This window comes from Streptomyces sp. TAA486, from assembly GCF_000426165.1.
Map to the genome: position 1 here is coordinate 18,420 of NZ_AUEV01000001.1, position 18,140 is coordinate 36,559.

18 protein-coding genes, 3 tRNA genes and 1 pseudogene are annotated in these 18,140 nt (G+C 70.1%); 14 read left to right on the forward strand and 8 right to left on the reverse strand.

Translation table 11 applies throughout. The annotated features are described in order from the left end of the window. Nucleotides 1-88: 88 nt before the first annotated feature. Both I004_RS31245 and I004_RS40025 read left to right on the forward strand, forming a co-directional pair. A pseudogene (locus tag I004_RS31245) lies at nt 89-2,284 on the forward strand (MMPL family transporter); the annotation flags it as partial. 57 nt (nt 2,285-2,341) lie between these two features. Beyond that, the gene (locus tag I004_RS40025) at nt 2,342-3,127 is read left to right on the forward strand and encodes an MSCRAMM family protein (protein WP_486579721.1); all 786 of its coding nucleotides are present in this window, start codon (nt 2,342-2,344) and stop codon (nt 3,125-3,127) included. A 469-nt stretch (nt 3,128-3,596) separates the two neighbouring features. Here the strand turns inward: I004_RS40025 and I004_RS0100105 are convergent, their stop codons facing one another. Together I004_RS0100105 and I004_RS31250 are read right to left on the reverse strand one after the other, a co-directional pair. Further along, nucleotides 3,597-4,031 carry a hypothetical protein gene (locus I004_RS0100105; protein WP_028433832.1) on the reverse strand — a complete coding sequence of 145 codons (435 nt, stop codon included), beginning with the start codon at nt 4,029-4,031 and terminating at the stop codon, nt 3,597-3,599. 411 nt (nt 4,032-4,442) lie between these two features. Beyond that, nucleotides 4,443-4,892: a DUF7144 family membrane protein gene (locus I004_RS31250; protein ID WP_051344547.1), complete on the reverse strand. Its 450-nt coding sequence runs from the start codon at nt 4,890-4,892 to the stop codon at nt 4,443-4,445. 124 nt (nt 4,893-5,016) lie between these two features. Here I004_RS31250 and I004_RS0100115 point away from each other — a divergent pair, with 124 nt between their 5' ends. Beyond that, entirely contained in the window at nt 5,017-5,739 is a 723-nt protein-coding gene (locus tag I004_RS0100115; RefSeq protein WP_486579624.1) for a GAP family protein, read from the forward strand. Nucleotides 5,740-5,875: 136 nt separating this feature from the next. Further along, the gene (locus I004_RS0100120; RefSeq protein ID WP_078510699.1) at nt 5,876-6,838 is read left to right on the forward strand and encodes a YihY/virulence factor BrkB family protein; all 963 of its coding nucleotides are present in this window, start codon (nt 5,876-5,878) and stop codon (nt 6,836-6,838) included. Nucleotides 6,839-6,886: 48 nt separating this feature from the next. Here I004_RS0100120 and I004_RS0100125 read toward each other — a convergent pair whose 3' ends face one another. Further along, the gene (locus I004_RS0100125) at nt 6,887-7,558 is read right to left on the reverse strand and encodes an SDR family oxidoreductase (protein ID WP_028433835.1); all 672 of its coding nucleotides are present in this window, start codon (nt 7,556-7,558) and stop codon (nt 6,887-6,889) included. Between the two features lie 62 nt (nt 7,559-7,620). Next, complete coding sequence (locus I004_RS31255; protein WP_486579722.1) at nt 7,621-8,826, reverse strand: amidohydrolase family protein; 1,206 nt, start codon at nt 8,824-8,826, stop codon at nt 7,621-7,623. 515 nt (nt 8,827-9,341) lie between these two features. On the opposite strand from I004_RS31255, the gene I004_RS0100135 reads away from it, so the two are divergent. The 6 genes from I004_RS0100135 to I004_RS0100160 all read left to right on the forward strand — a co-directional run bounded on the left by I004_RS0100135 (nt 9,342) and on the right by I004_RS0100160 (nt 11,971). Beyond that, nucleotides 9,342-9,414, forward strand: a tRNA-Thr gene (locus I004_RS0100135). Between the two features lie 46 nt (nt 9,415-9,460). Continuing rightward, nucleotides 9,461-9,533, forward strand: a tRNA-Met gene (locus I004_RS0100140). Between the two features lie 90 nt (nt 9,534-9,623). Continuing rightward, complete coding sequence (gene rpmG, locus I004_RS0100145) at nt 9,624-9,788, forward strand: 50S ribosomal protein L33 (RefSeq protein ID WP_028433836.1); 165 nt, start codon at nt 9,624-9,626, stop codon at nt 9,786-9,788. A 133-nt stretch (nt 9,789-9,921) separates the two neighbouring features. Then, a complete protein-coding gene (locus I004_RS0100150) occupies nt 9,922-10,401 on the forward strand; it encodes a MaoC family dehydratase N-terminal domain-containing protein (RefSeq protein WP_028433837.1) in 480 nt (159 codons plus the stop codon). Continuing rightward, nucleotides 10,401-10,835 (forward strand): MaoC family dehydratase, encoded by a 435-nt coding sequence (locus I004_RS0100155; protein WP_028433838.1) that lies wholly within the window; start codon nt 10,401-10,403, stop codon nt 10,833-10,835. The genes I004_RS0100150 and I004_RS0100155 overlap by 1 nt, the downstream gene beginning before the upstream one ends. A gap of 8 nt (nt 10,836-10,843) precedes the next feature. Then, complete coding sequence (locus I004_RS0100160) at nt 10,844-11,971, forward strand: UDP-N-acetylmuramate dehydrogenase (RefSeq protein ID WP_486579625.1); 1,128 nt, start codon at nt 10,844-10,846, stop codon at nt 11,969-11,971. An 88-nt stretch (nt 11,972-12,059) separates the two neighbouring features. Here the strand turns inward: I004_RS0100160 and I004_RS0100165 are convergent, their stop codons facing one another. Further along, entirely contained in the window at nt 12,060-12,704 is a 645-nt protein-coding gene (locus tag I004_RS0100165; protein ID WP_028433840.1) for an NAD(P)H-binding protein, read from the reverse strand. Nucleotides 12,705-12,815: 111 nt separating this feature from the next. Between I004_RS0100165 and I004_RS0100170 the strand changes: the two genes are divergently transcribed. Continuing rightward, nucleotides 12,816-13,466, forward strand: a complete 651-nt coding sequence (locus I004_RS0100170; protein ID WP_028433841.1) for a TetR/AcrR family transcriptional regulator — start codon at nt 12,816-12,818, stop codon at nt 13,464-13,466. A 40-nt stretch (nt 13,467-13,506) separates the two neighbouring features. On the opposite strand, the gene I004_RS0100175 is transcribed toward I004_RS0100170, so the two are convergent. Continuing rightward, on the reverse strand, nt 13,507-14,520 hold the full coding sequence (locus tag I004_RS0100175) for an adenosine deaminase (protein ID WP_037974498.1): 1,014 nt from the start codon (nt 14,518-14,520) through the stop codon (nt 13,507-13,509). Nucleotides 14,521-14,681: 161 nt separating this feature from the next. Then, the gene (locus I004_RS0100180; RefSeq protein WP_028433843.1) at nt 14,682-15,920 is read right to left on the reverse strand and encodes a pyridoxal phosphate-dependent aminotransferase; all 1,239 of its coding nucleotides are present in this window, start codon (nt 15,918-15,920) and stop codon (nt 14,682-14,684) included. Nucleotides 15,921-16,095: 175 nt separating this feature from the next. Here I004_RS0100180 and I004_RS0100185 point away from each other — a divergent pair. The 3 genes from I004_RS0100185 to nusG all read left to right on the forward strand — a co-directional run bounded on the left by I004_RS0100185 (nt 16,096) and on the right by nusG (nt 17,480). Further along, nucleotides 16,096-16,168, forward strand: a tRNA-Trp gene (locus I004_RS0100185). Between the two features lie 110 nt (nt 16,169-16,278). After that, nucleotides 16,279-16,560, forward strand: a complete 282-nt coding sequence (gene secE / locus I004_RS0100190; RefSeq protein WP_028433844.1) for a preprotein translocase subunit SecE — start codon at nt 16,279-16,281, stop codon at nt 16,558-16,560. A 71-nt stretch (nt 16,561-16,631) separates the two neighbouring features. After that, nucleotides 16,632-17,480 (forward strand): transcription termination/antitermination protein NusG, encoded by an 849-nt coding sequence (nusG, locus tag I004_RS0100195; protein ID WP_028433845.1) that lies wholly within the window; start codon nt 16,632-16,634, stop codon nt 17,478-17,480. Nucleotides 17,481-17,668: 188 nt separating this feature from the next. On the opposite strand, the gene I004_RS31260 is transcribed toward nusG, so the two are convergent. Further along, nucleotides 17,669-18,127 (reverse strand): GNAT family N-acetyltransferase, encoded by a 459-nt coding sequence (locus I004_RS31260; protein ID WP_486579626.1) that lies wholly within the window; start codon nt 18,125-18,127, stop codon nt 17,669-17,671. Nucleotides 18,128-18,140 lie beyond the last annotated feature (13 nt).

Sequence of the window (18,140 nt, forward strand, 5' to 3'; positions counted from 1 at the left end):
CGATTCACCTGACGCGCGGCCGCTCACGCCGTCGGTCCGATGCCCCCTGCCCGACAGACCCAACGAGCTGGACCGGGAGTACGTCCTCGTGGCCACATTCCTCTACAAACTCGGCCGATTCGCCTTCCGGCGACGGCACTTCGTCGCCCTGTTCTGGGTGGCGCTGCTGGCGCTGGCGGGCGTGGGCGCAGCACAGGCGCCCGCGGCCGGTACCACGTCCTTCTCCATCCCCGGCACCGAGGCGCAGAAGGCCTTCGATCTGCTGGACGAGCGGTTCCCCGGTTCCAGTGCCGACGGGGCGACCGCGCGCGTCGTCTTCAAGGCACCCGACGGCGAGAAGATGACGGACCCGGCCCACAAGGATGTCGTCGGGGACACCGTCAAGGAACTCGGCGACGACTCCCAAGTGGCCGCCGTCAGCGACCCGTTCCGGAGCAAGGCCGTGAGCCGGGACGGGTCGGTCGCCTACGCGCAGGTGTCGTACAAGGTCTCGGGCATGGAGCTGGAGGATTCCTCCAGGGACGCCCTCAAGGAGATCGCGGAGGACGCGCGGGACTCCGGGCTGACGGTGGAGGTCGGGGGGGACGCGCTCCAGGCGGTGCCCAAGACCGGCTCCACCGAGGTCATCGGCGTCTCCGTCGCCGCAGTCGTCCTCGTCATCACCTTCGGTTCACTGATCGCGGCCGGGCTCCCGCTCCTCACCGCGCTGATCGGGGTGGGCATAGGCATCTCCACGATCACCGTGCTGGCCAGCAGGCTCGACCTGGGCTCCACCACCTCGACGCTGGCGATGATGATCGGCCTCGCGGTCGGCATCGACTATGCCCTGTTCATCGCCTCCCGCTACCGCGCCGAGCTCGCCGAGGGCCGGGAACGCGAGGACGCCGCCGGCCGGGCCGTCGGCACCGCCGGTTCTGCCGTGGTCTTCGCCGGTCTCACCGTCGTCATCGCGCTGGTGGGCCTGGCCGTCGTCAACATCCCGATGCTTACCAAGATGGGCGTCGCGGCAGCGGGGACAGTCGTCATCGCCGTCCTCATCGCACTCACCATGATCCCGGCATTGCTCGGTCTCGCGGGCCGGAAGGTGCGTCCGGCAGGCAAGAAGAGCAGGCTGCTGGGTGGCGGCCGCAAGAAGGCCGCGAGTGCCACTGGGAAGCCGAACATGGGGACACGTTGGGCCCGCTTCGTCGTGCGCCACCCCGTCGCCCTGCTGCTGCTCGGCGTCGTGAGCCTAGGGGCGGCCGCGGTCCCGGCCGCCTCGCTGGAGCTGGGCCTTCCCGACGACGGATCGCAGCCGACGTCCACCACGCAGCGCAAGGCGTACGACCTGCTCTCCGAAGGATTCGGGCCCGGCTTCAACGGTCCGCTGATGGTCGTCGTCGACGCGAAGTCCGCCGACAACCCGAAGACCGCTGTCGGAGAGGTGACCCGGTCCGTCGGGAGCCTCGACGACGTGGTCACCGTGACCCCGGCGACGTACAACAAGACCGGCGACACCGCGATGATCACGGTGGTGCCCGACTCCAAGCCCTCATCCACGGAGACGGAGGACCTGGCACAGGCGGTCCGGGACGCGGGCGACGACATCCGGGCCGACACAGGGGCGGAGGTGCTGGTCACCGGCAGCACGGCGATGAACATCGACGTCTCGCAGAAACTCAACGACGCGCTGCTCCCCTACCTGGCGCTTGTCGTCGGCCTCGCCTTTCTGCTCCTGATCGTCGTCTTCCGCTCGATCCTGGTGCCGCTCAAGGCCGCGCTCGGCTTCCTGCTCTCCGTACTCGCCGCGTTCGGCGCCGTCGTGGCCGTCTTCCAGTGGGGCTGGCTCGCCGACGTCATGGCTGTGGAGGAGACCGGCCCTGTCATGTCGATGATGCCCATCTTCATGGTGGGTGTCGTCTTCGGCCTTGCGATGGACTACGAGGTTTTCCTCGTGACGCGGATGCGCGAGGCGTACATCCACGGGGAACCGCCCCGTCAGGCGGTCGTCACCGGATTCCGGCACGGAGCCCGGGTGGTCACCGCCGCAGCCGTCATCATGATCGCGGTGTTCTCGGGCTTCATCGGGTCCAGCGAGTCGATGGTGAAGATGATCGGCTTCGGGCTCGCCGTCGCCGTCTTCTTCGACGCGTTCATCGTGCGCATGGCCATCGTCCCGGCGGTCCTGGCACTGCTCGGAAGGGCGGCCTGGTGGCTGCCCAAGTGGCTCGGCCGCGCTCTGCCGAACGTCGACGTCGAGGGCGAGAAGCTGCGCGGGGCGGCGCCCGAGGACGGAGACCCGGACGGGCACGCGCCGCCTCCGGCAGAGCCCTGGACACCACTCGACGAGAAGGCACCAAGCCTGCCTCTCGCCGTCAACCACCCAGGCGTCAGCGAGGTCCGCGGCCTCGTCAAGAGTGCTGACGGCGGCCCGGTGGCATCCGCGACGCTGACCCTGATCGACCCCAGCGGGTACCAGCTTGTCCGGACAACCACCGAGGCCGACGGACGGTACACGCTGCCGACGCCGGGGAGCGGAAGCTACGTGCTGATCGCCGCCGCGGATCAACGCGACCCGCAGGCCGCCAGCCTGGTGGTCGCCGACAGCCCGGTCGACTTCGACCTGGTGCTCGCCGGCTCCTGCGGACTGACCGGCTCCGTGCGCGGCACCGACGGCCTCCCGGTCGGCGAGGCCGTGATCGTGGCCACCGATATCCGCGGCAAGGTGATCGGCAGCGCCAAGACCGACGCGGAAGGCCAGTACGCCTTCACGGGACTCACCGCCGGGCCCTACACCCTCGCGTTCAGCGCTTCCGCGTACCGTCCCACCGCCGAGTCGGTCAAGGTCGCCGGCGGTCAGACCCGGCGTGACGTCGAACTACAGCCCCGCGCAAGGATCAGCGGCACCGTGAGGGTCAAGGATGGCCGCCCGCTCGTCGACGCCAGGGTCACGCTGCTGGACGCCGCGGGCAACATGGTCTGCGCCGCGACCACGGGCTCCGACGGGGAGTACGACTTCGCCGACCTGATGGACGGCGAGTACACCCTCGTCGCCAGCAGCTACCCACCGGTCGCAGAGGCCGTCGCCGTGGCAGGCACGGACAGAGAGGGCCAGGACATCTGGCTCAGCCACCCCCGGGACCAGTGACCTGAAGGTTCGTCGTTGGTTCGGTGAGTCGACCAAACCGAAGATTCCATGCGGTCCGTAACTGCGGTGCAACGGGACGCACTTGAGGGGTGGCGTTTCGAATCCTAGCGCCGCGACAGGCAAGAAGAGGCCAGTGACCAGCAATAGCGCTGGGGATGGGTGCAGAACGCCCACTTCTGACGGGCCCGCGGCGGCCGGCGCCAGGGGCGGGACGGTCTTCCTCTGCTGTCGTCGTCGGCCGAGCCCTTCGACTTCGAGGCGGTCGACCGGACCCGCGAGGTCTCTCTTCGTCGCCGTACTCCTGGGCAAGGGGAGCCCTGGCCCGTCGGGGCCCAGGCCGTCCGCAGACGTCGAACCCCGGTGCCTTCGTACGGCACCGGGGTTCGACGGCGAGAAGTCACAGCGCCGCCGGAAGTGGATCACGCGAGGAGTGGACCGCCGACGGGCATCGGTCGGGTGTGTGTCCTGATCAGTGGGGCGGCCTGGGCAGCTGCGTGAAGGTGCACGGCCCGAGCGGCTGGCCGACGGCGGCAGCGCACGAGCCCTCCCACGCCTGTCCCTTCTTGGTCAGCACGGTGATGAACACCGGACCGCCGGCAACGTCCCGGGTGTTGGATGCCACCGATACATCGGTGACGTGGCGGGGGGCTCCCACGTTGACCCAGCCACCGATGGGCGTCCCGGGCGCTGTCCGCTCGTCGACGGTCAGGGCGAACACCTTGCCCTTGCAGACCAGGGCGACGTACTTCGCGCGAGCGGCTTCGTTGCCCGCGGAGCCGCTGTCGGTGCAGCCCTTGGGCCGCTCCCCACCGGTCTGATCCTGAGCCTGTGCTCCACCGGCTCCCATGAGTGTGATGACGGCGGTGGCACCGAGCGCTGCGGCGATCTTTCTCTTGCCCACCATTCGTGCACTCCCCTCTCTCTTGCAGATGCGGGTCGTGATCTGTCTGGCGAGCGCATCCGTACCCGTGCACTTCCGGCCGCCCCGAGCGGGAACACCGCTTTCACTCAGGCGTGGCCCACGTTGGTCTCGTCGACATCGACCGCTTGGACGCCACCGAACTCCCCGCCGTATGCGGCTGACCGCTGCCGACGGCTGTTCGCCGGGCGTGCAGTGGCTCGATTCCGGCCCGTACTGCTGCCTGATGGAAACGCAGCCAGTCCCGCTGGACGGCGGGGTCTGCGGCCAAGGGGACCGTACGGCCGGGACGCGCGGCGCCGCCCCCGGATTTCCCCGCCCCATGGGGGAGACCGGACGCGGGCACAACGATGGCCCCGGACCGAACATTTGGTCCGGGGCCATCGCCTCGCGGTGTTACGTGGTCGCCTGGGATCGTGTGCCCATGCCCGCGCACAGCGCCCAGATGATGAACACGTCCACCGCCAGCGTGATCACTGCCCAGAGCGGGAAGTAGGGCAGCCACATGAAGCTGGCGATCATGCCCAGGCCGGCAAGGGCTATGCCGATCCATCGGGCCCATGTAGCACCCGTCAGCATCACAGCGATGCCGGCGACCGCTATTGCTGCGCCCAGGAACAGATGCACCCATCCCCAGCCCGTGAGGCTGTAATCGAAGGCGTAGCTCTGCGTCGACGCGAAGACGGCGTCCTGGCGCAGGGCTGCGACACCGGACGAAACGGCGAGCAGCCCACCGAAGAACATCAGCGCACCGGCCAGCTTCGTCCAGCCGGTGAACATCGCCGGCTTGCCGGTACCGCGAACGGCGGTGCCCGCATGCGCGCCGCCGGCAGCGTGAGTTGCCATGTCGAGACCCTCCCTCTTGCAAGGTCTACCTTCACCTGTTCAGGTGCTTATGTCCTAGTTTGGCAGAATCGCCACAGCCCGCGACCGGAGACGTTTTCCCAGCTCGGAGGGGCTGCAGAGCTCCATGTCCAAGCCACAGCCGGCCGCCACCGGCGGGCGCCCCGCGGCTCGCCACCCGGCCGGCGGGCGCCGTGAGGCGGAAGCTGGTGCCGTGACGCTCGACGTACTGCCGCTGTCGATCACCATGCTGGCCGGGCCCCAGATCATCTCGGCCGTCATCCTGACGACGACTCCCCGCCCGTACCGGCTCTCCGGCGCGTTCATCGCCGGGATCCTGGTGTCCACCGCCGCGGGCACCGCGGCGGCGTTCGGACTGGCGGACCTGCTGCATCTTGGAAGTGGCACCGGCCACTCGGCGGGCCGCAGCTCCGCGGGCCGCATCGTCCAGTACGTCCTCGTCGCGCTGCTGGTGGCGCTCGCGGTCAAGACGTATCTGGGTCGCCGGACGTCACAGCCGCCGAAGTGGCTGACCGGGCTGCTCTCCGCGAGCCCCGCCCAGGCGTTCAGGACGGGGCTGCTGCTGATCCTGCTGATGCCGTCCGACATCATCGTCATGCTGACCGTGGGCATCTCCTTGCGCGGCGACGCCTCGGGCTATGCGGGGGTGCTGCCGTTCCTGGGTGCGGTCGTGTTCCTCGCCGCCCTGCCTGTGATCGTCTTCACGCTCTTCCGTCACTGGACGGAGGCGGCGATGCCGCGGGTGAGGGACTGGCTCGAGTCGCACAGCTGGTTGGTCAGCATCTTCTGCTGCGTGATCTTCATCCTGATCATCCTCGGCGGCAGCTGACGGGCACGGCCGGCCTGCGACCCGCCGGCGCCGTGCGCATACGCTCGATGTTTCCGCGCGGCGAAGACGGCCAGACGCGTACAAGCCGCACCCGAGCGGACAGCAGCAAGGCGGAGGGATACGAGTGAGGACACGCGTGACCGGGGGAGATGCCGGGGGAGCGGACGGCGGGAGCGGGTCCGCGCCGGCTCCCGGAACACCGGCTCCGGCGGCCAGGGGAGGCGTCCTCGGCGATTCGTGCACCGCGGGCCTCCTGCCCAGCGCTGCGGACTGCCGCGTCGCGCTGCGCCGCACGCCCGTCTCCGTCTGGAACGACGACGTGACCGACTGGGCCGCCGCCCTCACCTACTACGCGGTGCTCGCGATATTTCCCGCCCTGCTCGTCACCGTCTCGGCCGTCGGACTCGCCGGTACGGACGCCACGCGGGAGCTCATCGCCCGCGTCACGACCGTCCTGCCCGCCGAGTCGGGCGAGCTCATGGCGGGCGTGCTGAAGGACATGGCCGCGCAGAGCACGGCGGCCTGGCTGCTCGCGGTCTTCGGCACAGCGGGGTCGCTCTGGTCCGCGTCCAGTTATCTCAGCGTCTTCCGGCGCGCGCTGCACGCGATGCACGGCGTCGAGGACCACCGTCCGGTCTGGCGGACCGTTCCCCGGATCGTGTTGACGGCGCTGGTGCTGCTCACGCTGCTCGTCTCCAGTGTGTTCGTGCTCATGCTGAGCGGTGAGGTCGCGCGTACCGCGGGCGGGCTCCTCGGCATGGGCGGCTTCGCAGCCGGCGCCTGGAACACCATGAAGTGGCCGCTGCTGGTGGGTCTGGTCGCGGTGCTCGTGCTGGTGGTCTTCCGCACCGGGCCCGCCGGGACACGAGGTGTACGAAGGCGCGCTCCGGGCGGCGCGCTCGCGGTGCTGCTGTGGCTCGTCGCGTCACTCGGCTTCGCGCTCTACGCCTCGCACTTCGGCACCTACCACCGGCTGTACGGGTCGCTCGCCGGGATCGTCGTCTTCCTGGTCTGGCTGTGGATGTCCAACCTCGCGCTGCTCGTCGGCGCGCAGTTCAACGCCGAACTCGCCAAGTTGCGCCGCAGCGCGGACGGTTGATCCAGGCCGGTCCGGCCCGAAGGCACCAGCCCCGCCGATCGCCACGCGTCAGCGCAGTGCGATCTGCGCCACCGCCTCGTCGACAGGTGTGTCACCGCTGACCAGTTCGAGCGTCAGACCAGCCGTGCCGGGCGCGTGCAGCAGCGCCCCGATCACCGCCGCGACGTCGTCGCGCGGCACCTCAGAGCGTCCCGTGCGCTCGTCGAGCCGCACCCTGCCCGTACCGGGGCCGTCGGTGAGGCGCCCCGGCCGCAGCACCGTCCAGTCGAGGCCGCCGCGCGCCCGCACGTCGTCGTCCGCCGCGCCCTTGGCCCGCAGATACGTGGCGAACACGGGGTCCATGCCGGGCGGTGGCTCGGTGAGCCCGGAGTCCGCGTTCATGGACGAGACGATGATGTAGCGCCGTACGCCTGCCTGTTCCGCCGCGTCGGCGAACAGCACGGCAGCCGCACGGTCGACCGTCTCCTTGCGCGCCGCGCCGCTGCCGGGGCCCGCTCCTGCGGCGAAGACCACGGCGTCGGCGCCGCGCAGATGGCCGGCGACCTCCTCGACGGTGGACGACTCCAGGTCGCAGACGATCGGCTCCGCACCCGCCGCCCTCAGGTCGTCCGCCTGCTCCGGCCTGCGGATGATGCCGGCGGCCTCGTCCCCTCGCGAAGCGAGCAGACGCTCCAGCCGCAGTGCGATTTGACCGTGTCCACCGGCGATGACTGTGCGCATGCCTCCGACCGTACGTCACCGCCGAGCGGACGATGATGAGGCACCGTCAGCCCGGCGGACGCTCAGCCCTGCGACTGCCGCGGCAGATCGAACTCGGACGTGCCGGTGAAGTCGCAGAACTCACGCGCCGCGCTGGTGCGTGCGACAACACGCCCCCGGTGCACGACCACCCGGCTGTACGCGAGCGACAGCGCCCCTGCCAATTCCGTACCGCGCACGGCCAGAAGCTCCGCGGGGAAGCCGGCCTCCACCCGCACCTCGGGCAGGCCCATCGTCGTGCGTGCCCGTGCGCAGACCGTGTCGTAGGCGTCCTCCGGGCCGGCCTCGCCGTGCGACGCCAGCAGAAAGGCGGCCTCCAGCGGATCGCCCCTGCCGACCGTGTTCGCGGCGTCCCGCAGCGCCCCGCTCCCCGCGGCTACGGTGACGCCCGCCGCCCTGAGCAGCCGTACGGGCGCCACGCGCGAAGGCGCCGTCTGCGAAGGACGCTCCAGCACACCGCAGTTTCCCTGCGGGAGGCAGACGACGGTGACCCCTGCGGCTGCAAGTCGTTCGGCGGTGCGCACCGCGGGCTTGTGCGGGAGCCTGGCCAGACCCGCGCACGGCCCGATCGCGACTCCGGGCCGCAGCCCGCCCGCCGCGGCGGCCAGCCTGGACAGCCGCGCCGGATCGGCGCCGTCCGTGTGCAGGTCGACGGGGCAGCCGTGCTCCGCCGCGACCTCCAGCACGGCATCCACGTAGCCGGCCGGGTCGGGGTCGAGGTCCGGGCAGCCGCCGATGACGGAAGCACCCATCTTCACAGCGTCCCGCAGCATCGACAGACCGTCCGCACCCGCGATCCCGGTCAGCAGCCGGGGCACCGCCACGGTGCTCAGCTCCACGAGCCCGCGTAGCGCCCGGCGTGCCTGAAGCACCGCCTCCAGCGAGCGCAGGCCCGCGACGTCGCCGATGTGCACATGGGTCCGCGTCGCGGTCGCGCCCAGTCCGAGTTGCTGAAGGGCCGCCTCCGTCGTGCGGCGTTGGACGTCCTCGGGCGCGCTGCGAGGCGGCCCGGCCGAGGTGGGGGACACGGCTGTCAGCGCCGTGTCGTAGTGCGCGTGTGCCTCCGCGGGCGCCGGGAGCAGCAGATATCCGGCGAGGTCGACGCGCGAGGCGCCGCCCGGCTGCGGACCCTGCGCAAGGCTGCCGGCCGTTCCGACCGCTTCGATGCGGCCGCCGCCCAGGCGGACGTCGACGGTGCGGCCGTCGGCGAGACGCGCGCCGCACAGCATGAGCGGGCGCGGGGAAGTGCTGTCACCGGTGACGTCGCGGGGGGTGGCGGACTCGCGGGCGGACGCGCCGTGCGAGTCACGCGCCGGAGAGGCATCCGCCTTGGGGCCGTCGGTCCCTGCGGATTCGGACTCGCGGGGGGCGTCGTTCCGGGATTCGGCGGCATCACCGGCCGGGTCGCCGTTCGTCCGGCCGTTCCCGGCGCCGTCCCGGCCCCGGGTCGCGTCAGATTCGTCGCGCGGACCTTCGCCGTCGCCCGGCCCATCTGACTGGCTGTCGGCCATTGCACTCCCCACATCGGCGGATGATCATGATCACGCAGCGTGAGTAGAGAGTAGGGCGCGTGCGGGGCACCGGCGAGGAGGAGGCCAATAGTCGTACTGACGTGGTGCGTGGGGACGTTGGCGCCTTCGGGGAGGCAGGATGAGACCCTGGAAGCACGGCCCCCGAACGGCGCTGGACGGGTGCGATACGGATTTCACGTTTGGCTGTCAGGCGTGTAATGTCTTCACCGCTCGCCCCAATAGCTCAGTCGGCAGAGCGTCTCCATGGTAAGGAGAAGGTCAACGGTTCGATTCCGTTTTGGGGCTCTGATGTGTGAGATCTCCCGTCGGGAGATGGGAGTCCGCGCATCGTGGCGGTGTAGCTCAGTCGGTAGAGCAAGCGGCTCATAATCGCTGTGTCACCGGTTCAAGTCCGGTCACCGCTACTTCACCGAATGTAGCCGATTGTGGGTTCGGTCCTTCGATCGGCTACTCTTCCTGCGTTCTGGCCCATCTGTCCGTCAAGGAGCACTCACGTGGCTGCCACAGACGTCCGCCCGAAGATCACGCTGGCCTGCGTGGAGTGCAAGGAGCGGAACTACATCACCAAGAAGAACCGGCGCAACAACCCGGACCGTCTTGAGATGAAGAAGCACTGCCCACGCTGCAACACACACACGGCGCACCGCGAGACGCGCTGAACCAGGCCCTGTCACGAGGCCGTCCCCGCACCGGGGGCGGCCTCGTGTCGTTGCCCGCCGCGGCTCGCGGCCGCTTCCGGGGCCCGTAGGCCGACGGCCGCTGCATCATCACCGTTCAGGAGGTGACGCGCCCATGGCGCTAGACCAGTCCTTCGTCGGGCGGAACTATCCGCCCACCACCCCGTACGAGGTGGGACGCGAGAAGATCCGCGAGTTCGCCGAGGCCATCGGCGACACCAACCCGGCCTATACGGATCCTGCGGCGGCCGAGGCCCTCGGGCACCCCGATGTGATCGCGCCGCCCACGTTCGTCTTCGCCATCACATTCCGCGCGGCCCGCCAGGTCACCGAGGACCCTCAACTGGGCCTCGACTACAGCCGAGTTGTGCACGGCGACCAGAAGTTCGCCTACACCCGTCCCGTACGGGCGGGGGACAGGCTCACGGTCTCCTCGACCATCGAGGCGATCAAGTCGATGGCCGGCAACGACATCCTCGACGTACGCGGCGAGGTGCATGACGAATCGGGCGAGCACGTGGTGACCGCCCACACCAAGCTGGTCGCCCGCGGCCCCGAGGAGGAGCCGTCCGCGCAGGGGACAGGGGGAGCGTGATGGCAGCGAAGATCGCATACGCCGACGTCGAGGTCGGGACGGAACTGCCCGCGAGCACGTTCCCCGTCGACCGCGAACGCCTCGTGCGCTACGCGGGTGCCTCCGGTGACTTCAACCCCATTCACTGGAACGAGCGTTTTGCCAAGGAGGTCGGCCTGCCCGACGTCATTGCCCACGGCATGTTCACCATGGCCGAGGCGATCCGGGTCGTCACCGACTGGACGGGCGATCCCGCGGCCGTCGTCGAGTACGGGGTGCGCTTCACCAGGCCCGTCGTCGTGCCGGACGACGACAAGGGCGCCGCGATCGAGGTCAGCGGCAAGGTGGCGGCGAAGCTCGACGACGAGGCGCGCACCGTGCGGGTGGACCTGACGGTGATGAGCGCGGGCCAGAAGGTTCTGGGCCTGTCCCGGGCCGTCGTCCGTCTGGCCTGAGCGGCGACGTGCGTCAGAGGCTCACTGGTACGGGCGCCGCCAGGGGCGACCGGCCCGCCCGCTCTCGTACGCTTGAGCGCGTGCAGGAACTCCATGACGCGCCCCTCGCCCCGCTGACCACCTTCCGCCTGGGCGGTCCCGCAGCCCGCCTCCGCACGGCCACGACCGACGAAGAGGTCGTCGCCGCCGTGCGTGAGGCCGACGCCGCGGGCACCCCCCTTTTGATCGTCGGCGGCGGCAGCAACCTCGTGATCGCGGACGAGGGCTTCCAGGGCACCGCCCTGCGCATCGCCACCGCCGGCTTCGAACTCTCCGGCACACGCCTGGAGTTGGCCGCGGGTGAGAACTGGTCGGACGCCGTTGCCCGCACCGTCGAGGCGGGCCTCGCCGGCATCGAGTGCCTGGCCGGCATCCCCGGCTCCGCCGGCGCGACGCCGATCCAGAACGTGGGCGCGTACGGGCAGGAGGTCTCCGCGACCATCACCGACGTCGTCGCGTACGACCGCCGCACGGACGAGACGGTCACCATCCCGAACTCGGAGTGCGGCTTCTCCTACCGCCACAGCCGGTTCAAGGCCGACCCGTCCCGCTACGGCGTCCTCCGTGTCCGCTTCGAACTGGAGGACGCCGGCGGCCTGTCGGCGCCGCTGAAGTACGCGGAGACGGCACGCGTCCTCGGCGTCGAGCCGGGCGACCGGGTGTCGGCGCAGACCGCGCGTGAGACCGTCCTCAAGCTGCGCGCGGGCAAGGGAATGGTGCTCGACCCGGAGGACCACGACACCTGGTCGGCGGGGTCCTTCTTCACCAACCCCATCCTGGGCGACGAGGAGTTCGCCGCCTTCACCGCCCGCGTCGCCGAGCGCCTCGGCAGCGATGTCGCGGCGCCGGCCTTCCCGGCTGAGGACGGCCGTACGAAGACCTCGGCGGCCTGGCTCATCGACCGCGCCGGATTCACGAAGGGCTACGGGACGGGCCCGGCCCGCATCTCCACCAAGCACACCCTGGCGCTCACCAACCGGGGAGACGCCTCGACGGCCGACCTGCTCGCGCTGGCCCGTGAGGTGCGTGACGGAGTGCGCGAGGCCTTCGGCGTCACCCTGGTCAACGAGCCTGTGACCGTCGGCTGCTCGTTGTAGCAACTGCCCGGCTCCCTGGGCCAGTTCGGATTGCCGGCCGCATCACGTCCGGCACGCAGACGCCTGCATGCCCGCGCCCGGGGGCGGTTCAGGACGCGATCCCGACGCCCTGCCTCACGGTCGCCGGATCCTCCACCATCGCCAGGATCGCCGCCGCCAGATCGGCACGCGGGACGGTGCGGCCGCGCGGCACATTGGCTCCGATCGTCCGCCGGTACGTGCCGTTCGCGGGTTGGTCGGTCAGCCTGGGCGGCCGCACCAGCGTCCACTCCAGGCCGCTCGCCCGTACCGCGTCCTCCATCACTGCCAGGTCCGCGTACACCCGGCGCAGCGCCCGGCGCACGAGCGGCACCGCAACGGTGCGGAAGAGCAGGCTCTCGTCCTCGCCGAACGGCGCCACCGGAGCGGCGCTCACCCCTATGTAGCGGCGCACTCCGCTGGTCTCCATGGCGGCAAGAATCGCCCGCGTCCCGCGTGAGGCGATGCCTGCGGCCTTGTTGCTCGGTGCGCCGAGCGCCGACAACACCGCGTCGCGGCCCGCCAGCGCGGGCGCCAGAGCTTCCGGGGCTGTGACGTCGGCGATGACGACCTCCAACCGTGCGGAACCTCCTTCCGGCACGGGCAGCCGGGCGGGATCCCGTACCACCGCGGTGACTTCGTGCCTGGCGTCCAGCGCCTGCCGCACGAGCTGGCGGCCGGTGCCGCCGGTTGCCCCGAAGACCGTGAAGCGCATCGGTCCCGTCCTTCCGTCGGTCCCGAGGCGGTGTCGTTCGGCGGACCGTGTCACCCGGACGGGACGTGGTGGGTAAGTGTTCACTCACCACTCTGTCACTAAGGTGAGTGAATGCCCACTCGCCCAACGGATCCCGCCCGTTCCACCCGGGAACGCATCCTGGACGCCGCCGAGGAACGGATGCGCACCATCGGCCTCGTCCGGGCCACGACGAAGGAGATCGCCCGCGCCGCGAACTGCTCGGAGGCCGCCCTCTACAAGCACTTCGCCGGCAAGGAGGAGATCTTCGTGCACGTGCTGAAGGAGCGGCTGCCGCCGCTCAATCCGCTGCTGCACGAGCTCAACGGAGAGTCCGCAGCGGGGGACGGGCACGGGGGCCGCCGCAGTGTCGAGCAGAACCTCGTCGACATCGCCGTGAGCGCGGCCCGCTTCTACGAGCAGAGCTTCCCCATCGCGGCGTCCCTCTTCGCAGAGCCGAAGCTGCTGCACCGCCACGACGCGGCCATGCGCAGCCTCGGCACGGGGCCGCACAAGCCGGTCGAGGCGCTCGCGGGCTATCTGCGTTCCGAGCGCGAGGCTGGACGCATCCGCCCCGGCGCCGACCCGGAGGCCGCGGCCGCGCTCCTGCTGGGCGCATGCAACCAGCGCGCGATTCTGCTGAGCATCGGGGGCGGTGCGGAGGCGGCGCAGCCGCTGGAGGACTTCGCAGCGGGCGTCGTGCGTACGCTGCTCGCCGGCATCGGCCCGGACGAGGCCACGTAGCAGGCTCGGACGAGGGCCAGGAGCGAGGAACGTCCGGAGCCTAGGCGAGCCACTCGTCGATACCGATGAGCATCTCCTCGCGCACCTCCGCCGGCATCGACGCCGCACGCACCGACTGCCGTGCCAGTTCGGCCAGTTCGTGGTCCGTGAATTCGTGCGCCTCCCGTGCGATGACGTACTGGGCCGCCAGCCGGGACCCGAACAGCAGCGGGTCGTCGGCGCCAAGAGCCATGGGCACCCCCGCGTCCCAGAGCGTGCGCAGCGGCACGTCCTCCGGCTTGTCGTAGACACCCAGGGCGACGTTCGAGGCGGGACAGACCTCGCAGGTGACGTTCCGCTCCGCGAGCCGGGCCATCAGCGCCGGGTCCTCGGCCGCCCGTACGCCGTGCCCCACCCGGGAGGCGTGCAGGTCGTCCAGGCAGTCGCGCACGCTGCTCGGCCCTGTCAGCTCGCCGCCGTGCGGTGCGGCCAGGAGCCCGCCGTTGCGCGCGATCGCGAAGGCACGGTCGAAGTCGCGGGCGAATCCGCGGCGTTCGTCGTTGGAGAGCCCGAAGCCGACGATGCCCCGGTCCCGGAAGCGGACGGCCAGCCGCGCGAGCGTACGGGCGTCGAGGGGATGCTTCATCCGGTTAGCCGCCACCACGAGCCGCATCCCGAGGCCGGTGTCACGGGCCGCGCTCTCCACGGCGTCCAGAATGATCTCCAGCGCCGGGATGAGGCCGCCCAGACGGGGCGCGTACGAGGTCGGATCCACCTGGATCTCCAGCCACTGAGAGCCGTCCCGGACGTCCTCCTCGGCGGCCTCGCGCACCAACCGCCTGATGTCCTCCGGCTCCCGCAGACAGGAGCGGGCGATGTCGTAGAGCCGCTGGAAGCGGAACCAGCCCCGCTCGTCCGTCGCCCTCAGGCTGGGGGGCTCGCCGCCGCTCAGCGCGGCCGGCAGGTGCACGCCGTATTTGTCGGCGAGCTCCAGCAGCGTGGACGGACGCATCGAACCCGTGAAGTGCAGATGCAGATGGGCCTTGGGCAAGGTGCGCAGATCTCGGACAGCCATCCACAGATCCTGCCGCAAACCTCCCGGATGCCGGTAGCCGCCCATCCCTGAACGAGCGCTCGGCCGAACGTCAGGACGGTCCCCCGGTGCGTACACCGGAGGACCGTCCTGACGAACAAGGAAAGGGGAGAGGGACTACGCGGAGCCCTCGACCTGACTGCTCAGTCGCGGGCCTCGCCCAGCAGCTTCTGCATGCGCGAGACGCCCTCGGCCAGGTCCTCGTCCCCGAGCGCGTAGGAGAGCCGCAGGTAGCCGGGGGTGCCGAAGGCCTCGCCCGGAACGACCGCGACCTCCGCCTCCTCCAGGATCAGTTCCGACAGCTCGACGCTCGTGGCCGGGCGTTTGCCGCGGATCTCCTTGCCGAGCAGGCCCTTCACGGAAGGGTAGGCGTAGAAGGCGCCCTCCGGTTCGGGGCAGACGACGCCCTGGATCTCGTTCAGCATCCGCACGATCGTGCGACGCCGGCGGTCGAAGGCCGTGCGCATCTCCGCGACCGCGTCGAGGTCGCCCGAGACCGCCGCGACGGCGGCGACCTGCGCCACGTTGCTGACGTTCGACGTGGCGTGCGACTGCAGGTTCGTCGCGGCCTTCACGACGTCCTTCGGGCCGATGATCCAGCCCACGCGCCAGCCGGTCATCGCGTACGTCTTGGCGACGCCGTTGACGACCACGCACTTGTCACGCAGCTCGGGAACGACCGCGGGGAGGGAGGTGAAGGTGGCGTCGCCGTAGACGAGATGCTCGTAGATCTCGTCCGTCATGACCCACAGACCGTGCTCCACGGCCCACTTACCGACGGCCTCGACCTGCGCGCGTGAGTAGACGGCGCCGGTGGGGTTGGAGGGGGAGACGAAGACGATCATCTTCGTACGCTCCGTGCGCGCCGCCTCCAACTGCTCGATGCTGACGAGGTAGTTGGTCGTCTCGTCCGCGACGACGGGCACGGGCACGCCGCCCGCGAGCCTGATCGACTCGGGGTAGGTCGTCCAGTACGGCGCCGGGACGATGACCTCGTCGCCCGGGTCGAGGACGGCGGCGAACGACTCGTAGATCGCCTGCTTGCCGCCGTTGGTGACCAGCACCTGCGCGGGGTCGATCTCGTAGCCGGAGTCGCGCAGCGTCTTCTCGACGATCGCGGTCTTCAGCTCGGGGAGGCCACCGGCCGGTGTGTACCGGTGATTCCTCGTGTCGCGGCATGCTTCTGCCGCCGCGTCGACGATGTAGTCGGGCGTCGGGAAGTCCGGTTCGCCCGCGCCGAAGCCGATCACCGGACGCCCGGCGGCCTTCAGGGCCTTCGCCTTGGCGTCGACGGCGAGCGTCGCGGACTCGGAGATCGACCCGACACGGGCCGATACACGTCGTTCGGTGGGTGACTGTGCAGGTGGCGTTGCAGCGCTCATAGAGGCATGGTCCCAGACGGCCCCGGACCCCGGCACCGGGGATTGCGCGGGGGTTGCCTTACGTGTTCGACGCCCGGGCGGCGACCACGTACACTCACACGTCGTCGGTTCCCGGCTCGTCGCCCGCTGCAATCAACGAGCAGTCGTTCCGATGGGGTAAGTTGGGGAATCACAAAGGGTCGTAGCTCAATTGGAAGAGCACTGGTCTCCAAAACCAGCGGTTGGGGGTTCGAGTCCCTCCGGCCCTGCTCCACACACCGCCCGAGCGGCGTGTGAGTGCTTGCGTACGTACTGAAATGCACCGCTGTGCGGCCGGGCCGGATGCCGCGCGGCATCGACCCGGATCAGGTGAGGACGAGTGACGGAGATCACGGATACCACCCAGGTCCCAGAGCCCGGCGGATCGTCGGAGGGCAACAAGCCCCGTCGTGGGGGCAAGCGAGGCAAGAAGGGCCCCTTCGGTCGTCTGGGGTTGTTCTACCGCCAGATCATCGCCGAACTCCGCAAGGTCGTCTGGCCCACCCGGCATCAGCTGTCGACGTACACCTCCGTGGTGATTGTCTTCGTTGTCATCATGATTGGTCTTGTGACCGTGATTGACTACGGGTTCACCGAGGCCGTCAAGTACGTTTTCGGCTGAGCCCGCGAAGGCACTGCCGCGCGGTGCTCTGCGTATGTTCGAACCCATGAAGTCAGGAAGAAGCAGTCACCGTGTCTGATCCCAACCTGAACGATGCCGTCGAGCCCGGCGAGGGCGACGACACCGCACGCGACATCGTCGAGGGTGCGGACGACGCGGACCAGGCAGAAGCAGCCGAGGCCGCCGCCGGTGAGCCGGCGGAGGAAGCCGCTCTCCACGTCGAGTCGGATCAGATCGCGGAGACCGCCGAGGACGCCGCCGCGCAGGAGGCCGACGAGCTGGAGCCGGAGGCCGAGGACCCTGTCGCCGTGCTCCGCGACGAGCTTCGTCTCCTCCCCGGCGAGTGGTATGTGATCCACACCTACGCGGGCTACGAGAACCGCGTGAAGACGAACCTCGAGCAGCGCGCCGTCTCCCTCAACGTCGAGGACTTCATCTTCCAGGCCGAGGTGCCGCAGGAAGAGGTCGTCCAGATCAAGAACGGCGACCGCCGCACGGTCCGGCAGAACAAGCTCCCGGGCTACGTCCTCGTGCGCATGGACCTCACCAACGAGTCCTGGGGCGTCGTCCGCAACACCCCGGGTGTGACGGGCTTCGTCGGCAACGCCTACGACCCGTACCCGCTGACCCTCGACGAGATCGTCAAGATGCTCGCGCCGGAGGCCGAGGAGAAGGCCGCCAAGGCCGCGGTCGCCGACGAGGAGGGCAAGCCCGCGGGCGGCCCGGGGCGCAAGGTCGAGGTCCAGGTGCTGGACTTCGAGGTCGGCGACTCCGTCACCGTCACGGACGGCCCGTTCGCCACGCTCCAGGCGACGATCAACGAGATCAACCCCGACTCCAAGAAGGTCAAGGGCCTCGTCGAGATCTTCGGCCGCGAGACCCCGGTCGAGCTGAGCTTCGACCAGATCCAGAAGAACTGAGCGACAAAGCAAACGAAAGCCCCTGACCAGCGCCTGGGCGTTGAGCAGGGGCTCTTTCGTGCCCTGTGGGCCGTACGCGGCGGGCCCCCCTTGCGTACACGATGAGTTCGGGCGGCGGCCCGTGCTCAGGAAGCCCATTCGTCGGCGAGCAGACCGAGGACGACCGTGTCGGCGAAGGACCCGTAGACCTAGGCCGAGCGCCGCAGCGTGCCTTCGACCGTGAATCCCGCGTTCTTGGCCGCCGGGATCATCCTGTCGTTGTCCACGAGGGTCTCCACCTGCAGGCGCTGCATGCCGCGTACCGCGAATCCGTACTCGCACAGCACGCGGACGACGTCCGAGCCGAGGCCACGGCCGCGGAAGTCGAGGAGGAGTGAAATCCCCAGGTGCGCCTTCCTGTTGTGCATGTCGATGGCCCACAGAAGGGCCGCACCGGCCAGTGCCTGAGTCTCGAGTTCGACCACGGAGCAGCGGGCTGTGTCGTCCGACGGCTCGGCCACGGCGAAGGGCGAGCGCGCCGATCCCGGAGGTATCGGTTGCCAGGGCCGGGTGTCCTCGCGCGAACGGGTCACCACGTCGTCGTGGAGGACGTGGAGCGCCCGTACGTCAGCCTCGTTGCCGTGCACGCAGCCCGGCCTTGTCGCCACGTAGCATCCGGCA

What these genes read in the sequence shown, in the direction of transcription:
- I004_RS0100175 (WP_037974498.1), bottom strand. Translation starts at nt 14,520, where the DNA reads ATGGCTGTCCGAGATCTGCGCACCTTGCCCAAGGCCCATCTGCATCTG.
- I004_RS0100155 (WP_028433838.1), top strand. Translation starts at nt 10,401, where the DNA reads ATGGCAGCGAAGATCGCATACGCCGACGTCGAGGTCGGGACGGAACTG.
- I004_RS31250 (WP_051344547.1), bottom strand. Translation starts at nt 4,892, where the DNA reads ATGGCAACTCACGCTGCCGGCGGCGCGCATGCGGGCACCGCCGTTCGC.
- I004_RS0100180 (WP_028433843.1), bottom strand. Translation starts at nt 15,920, where the DNA reads ATGAGCGCTGCAACGCCACCTGCACAGTCACCCACCGAACGACGTGTA.
- I004_RS0100165 (WP_028433840.1), bottom strand. Translation starts at nt 12,704, where the DNA reads ATGCGCTTCACGGTCTTCGGGGCAACCGGCGGCACCGGCCGCCAGCTC.
- I004_RS0100125 (WP_028433835.1), bottom strand. Translation starts at nt 7,558, where the DNA reads ATGCGCACAGTCATCGCCGGTGGACACGGTCAAATCGCACTGCGGCTG.
- I004_RS0100105 (WP_028433832.1), bottom strand. Translation starts at nt 4,031, where the DNA reads ATGGTGGGCAAGAGAAAGATCGCCGCAGCGCTCGGTGCCACCGCCGTC.
- I004_RS0100150 (WP_028433837.1), top strand. Translation starts at nt 9,922, where the DNA reads ATGGCGCTAGACCAGTCCTTCGTCGGGCGGAACTATCCGCCCACCACC.
- I004_RS0100115 (WP_486579624.1), top strand. Translation starts at nt 5,017, where the DNA reads ATGTCCAAGCCACAGCCGGCCGCCACCGGCGGGCGCCCCGCGGCTCGC.
- I004_RS31255 (WP_486579722.1), bottom strand. Translation starts at nt 8,826, where the DNA reads ATGCTGTGCGGCGCGCGTCTCGCCGACGGCCGCACCGTCGACGTCCGC.
- I004_RS0100170 (WP_028433841.1), top strand. Translation starts at nt 12,816, where the DNA reads ATGCCCACTCGCCCAACGGATCCCGCCCGTTCCACCCGGGAACGCATC.